This is a genomic window from Comamonas guangdongensis, from assembly GCF_041079535.1.
Taxonomy (GTDB): Bacteria; Pseudomonadota; Gammaproteobacteria; order Burkholderiales; family Burkholderiaceae_C; genus Comamonas; species Comamonas guangdongensis.
The window spans coordinates 1-4,225 of record NZ_JBFYGN010000053.1 but is presented as its reverse complement, the minus strand read 5'-3'; the positions used below and the strand labels follow the sequence as shown (position 1 = coordinate 4,225).

The following is a 4,225-nucleotide window of genomic DNA, read 5'->3' as shown; positions in this document are numbered from 1 at the left end:
GGCATCGGTCAGTGCATGTCTACGAATCACGCTACTGATAACGCAGCAACTATCACATTAGATGACACACCCTAGGCGGATTTGCCGCGTGGGGCGTAGCCAGCTAGATGAAGAGGAGGACTCTTCCATCTTACCGGCCTGTGGACATAGAGGTCCACATTGTTGAGTTCGTAGTTGTGAGTGTTAGAAGTCGCTGCACGAACATCGAATTTCGTGAGCTCTAAGGAGGGATCGCGGTAGCGTTAGCATTAGTCGTTCGAACACTCAATCTGGAGTCCGTGGTCGACTCATGTGTATTCCGGTTGAATTGACCGCCTGTGCGGTTGTGGCTGACCGGTGTACTGGTCGTGACCGACTGAGTTCGGCCGATTCTGTTGAAAAACTCCCTAGCACCTCCTTGAATCATGTTTTTGGGGGTGCCTTACCCCTTCCCACATGTGAGATCGCCGCTCCTAGAGCGATCTGAAAGGTAGATTTTCCGACCGACGTAGGCTGCTCAACAGCTTTCGAGTTTTTCAACAGAATCGGCTGATTGCAGACTTTCACGGTTAGGCCAAGCAGCGCCTACTATCGGTGCGAGCGGTCGGTGGCTTCTGGGTCGTAGCAGGCCACCTCGGCGTTTCGAGCGAAGAATCAAACTGCCGCCCAGAACGCCTGAGAGGAATAGTCTGAATTAGCTTTGAGGGTGGGGGGCGGCATCATGTAAGGCGCATTTCCGATAGTCCTATACGTCCAATACCCACGCTTTTCCGTGCGTCGCTCGCACCGCGTGCGAGAACTCTCGGCTTTGGAGCAAAGCGTTCGATGGCACTTTGACGGACGTCTTCGCGCTGCAGCACCATGTTGCCGGGCAGATCTAACCACGTCGGCTCGCAGATAATCTTCTGGGCGACACGGTAAGCCGAGGCACGCCATCACGCCCTGTATGTCGCCACACTTACACGGCGCTCACGCTTCACGGGGAGGAATGGTGAATGGCGGCTACCAATCACACGATGAAGATGCCTGAACTCCTGGTCTTTGCCAAGATGTTCGTTGTTGGCTTGGTTGCCGCAGAGGTCTGCAGGACAACCTACTACCTGGGAACTGCGTTTGCTCCTGCGCTAGCCGATTTTTCCCCTTGGGCAAGGGCCATATTGGTTCTGATCGGACTGGCGGTCTGTGTGGTCTACGCCGTCAATCGTGGTGCGCATATTTCTGTCGTGCAAATGGGTCGAAGCCTTCGTCTCGACCTACTCATCGCAATGTGCTTGGGAGCTTGGTCAAACGAGTTGACCATGCCTTGGCTTTCTAAGTTCCACGCAGCATTGAAAGCGTCGGACCCGTATTGGGCGCCAGTTGCTCTTTGTGCTTTTGTCCCCGCTAGTTCAGCGGCATTGGCCGAGGAGGCAACAGACTCCTTCACAACTCCATTTTCTTGCGGACGACGAGATCGGACGCGAGAGCGACGATCTACTCTCGAGCGAGACCCAAGCAAAGTCATTCGCAGAGACAGTCCTAGCAAGCGGTGCGCATTCAGGGTTGGTGTTCGGTATCGATGGTCCGTGGGGGGGGGGGTAAGACCAGCTTTATTAATCTTGCCGAACGCTACTGGGAACGAGCTGCGGACAAAGTGATCGTTTGTCGGTTTGAGCCCCTGCGATATGCGTCGGAGCCAGACCTTGCTGATCGCTTGATTCGCGATCTGTCTGCAGCGATTCAGAACAAGGTCTTTGCACCGGAGTTCCGCCCAGCGGCCTCCCGATACTCTCGACTTATCAAAGGGAAGGCGGATGTTTCGTTCCTTGGCTTCAAGCTTTCACTGGAGCCATCGCAAGAAACCGTCGATGAGCTGCTCGATGATATTGATGAGGTTCTTCGTCGCATTGGGCGACGAGTGATTGTTGTTGTCGACGACTTAGATCGTTTGGACGCGAAAACCGTCAACAACGTACTGTTCGCAACTCGGCGCACATTCAAGCTGTCGCAAGCAACTTACGTCCTTTGCTATGACACCGAGGTACTAGCCGGCGGCAAGGAGGATGGATCTAGAGCGCGTGCATTCCTTGAGAAGTTTGTGACAGTCAATTGAGCTTGTTCGTTGACAGCTCCAGTATTCGCAACTTTTTGCGGCGTGACTGGGAACGCGCCGAAAGTCAGCTCGGCTCAGTGCTGTCAGACACGATGGTCAAGCTTGGCGCCGTTCTCAATGAGCTTGCAAATATTTTGGATGGCGATTCTGCCGCAAAGTACCTGCCTTTGGTCGGCGATCTGCGCAAGGTCAAACGCTTCATCAATGCGATTCTGCTTATGCAGATTGAGAAGACGAACCTAGGACGCACCGATTTCGACAAGCGTGACCTGATTAACCTGATGCTGCTGCATCTGAACTATCCCGGGTTGTTCAGGCGCATACGCAACCTATTTGCTGTGGAGCCTGCGTAAGAGCAAAACGTTCGAGGGTGAGCCGCTACTTTACGTCCGTGATCGCCTGGGGCACAGCGATGTCTCCACCACCATAATTTACCTCCACCTCATCAATGCGCTGGAGGGACAGTTGGTAGCGGCTCACGAGGATGAGGTTGACCGGTTGTTCATGCCTGAAAGGGAAGCAACAGTATGAAAGTCAAGAAGACTTTCAATGCACCGGCACCTATCAAGGTTGCCATTGCCGCACCGGCTTCCGGCGATGCCGCCAATCTAGTCATCACGCTCCCGGAGAACCCCGCGACTAACCGAACCATCAACCTCATTCCGTGGCTCGGGCGAGGCATTGATACGTGGGTGTGGGCCTGTGCCAAACAGTTGCGCACTTTTTTGACAAATGAGTCGGTTACGGCCTCCACCGTAATTGCCTATTGGAACGCAGGTATGAGATATTTTTTCGAATTCCTGGTGTCAACCGGCACAGGAGTCGAGCCGCAGAACCTTAGGCCTTCGCACATTCGGCTGTACATCGACTGGATCAAGGACCGGGACCAAGCTTACAGCTCCAAGAAATCCTACTATGGTTACGCGAAATCTGTACTCACGGCTCTGGTTCAACGCGGGATTGTGCGTGACCAGGAAGACCTTTTTCCACCTAATCCCTTCCCTGGCAGCAACAGCCGGATAAAAGGTGCAACGCCGCTATCGCCGACCGAGCGCCAGCGCCTTGCGCAGGCTCTGCGCGATGACATCGTGGCCATCCACAATGAACAGTTCAAGGGGACTGGTCGCGATGCGATGGTGGTCTATCTGCTGGCGGTGGCTATTCGCACAGGAGCCAATCTTACGCCGCTGCTGGAGGCTGCGCGCGACTGCCTGCGTCCGCATCCTTTCATGCCCAACATGATGCTGCAGGAGCTCTTCAAGCGGCGCGGCAACGCCACCAAACTAGTGAATCTCCGTTACTCCCGTGTGCATGAAGGTTCGCAAGCGATTCCCATGGATGGCGTAGCTTTGATGCGTAAGGCCCTGCAGTTGTCAGAGTCACTGCTTGGCGAAGCGAGGCCAGATTGTCGAGGGCGAGTGTGGCTATATCGGGCTAGGAAAAATCTTGGTAGCGCTGACGAGGTCGTGGTGTTGACGCCCTCTGCTTTGGGATCAAGCATCGCCAATCTGATCGAGCGACACGACCTGCGCGATGACGATGGGGTTCGGTTGGTGCTGAACCTCTCGCGCCTGCGCAAGACCCTGGAACACCGCCTCTGGTCGCTATCAGGCGGGGATCTGATTGCAACGGCCGCCCTGATGGGGCACACCCCCAAGGTGGCCGACACCCATTACCTTGCTTACACCCGTCAAATGAGGGAGAACGCGACATTTGTCGGCGAGGCATTACCGGATATTCCTTTACGCCGAGGAGATCCTGGCTGGTGCAGAAGAACAGCTTGACGAGCGTGATCGTGAAGATCGTTCCGCGCTCAGCGTTCCTGGCCATACGACGATACGCGATGCCTGCTTTTACTTGCTCGGCGTGCTTACCGGCATGCGATCCTCAGAACTATCAAGTATAGAAGTCAGCGCAGGGCGTACCGAAGTCAAGAACGGCTTCGTCTTCCACTGGGTCGCCGCTGTCGAGTACAAAACCAAGAAGGGGTGCGTGGAGTACCTGATGCCTGCGATGGGTCACCGCATCCTGCGCATTCTCGAGCGCTGGTCCCAGCCTTACCGCGCGCGGCTGGCTAAGATGTACGGTCCCAGGAAGTCATGGTGCATTCTTCAACTCAGAACAGGAGAAAGCACTATGGCAATCCGCCTGCAT

4 protein-coding genes are annotated in these 4,225 nt (G+C 55.2%); all 4 read left to right on the top strand.

Features of this window, described 5'->3' with window-relative positions; genetic code table 11:
• Positions 1-1,537 precede the first annotated feature (1,537 nt).
• Positions 1,538-2,071, top strand: a complete 534-nt coding sequence (locus tag AB6724_RS21625; protein WP_369340597.1) for a P-loop NTPase fold protein — start codon at positions 1,538-1,540, stop codon at positions 2,069-2,071.
• A complete protein-coding gene (locus AB6724_RS21620; RefSeq protein WP_369340596.1) occupies positions 2,068-2,424 on the top strand; it encodes a hypothetical protein in 357 nt (118 codons plus the stop codon). Before AB6724_RS21625 ends, AB6724_RS21620 begins: the two co-directional genes overlap by 4 nt.
• Positions 2,425-2,598: 174 nt before the next feature.
• Positions 2,599-3,855, top strand: a complete 1,257-nt coding sequence (locus tag AB6724_RS21615) for a site-specific integrase (protein ID WP_369340595.1) — start codon at positions 2,599-2,601, stop codon at positions 3,853-3,855.
• The coding region (locus tag AB6724_RS21610; protein WP_439329913.1) for a hypothetical protein at positions 3,785-4,225 on the top strand (441 nt) is incomplete at its 3' end. The genes AB6724_RS21615 and AB6724_RS21610, both read left to right, overlap by 71 nt.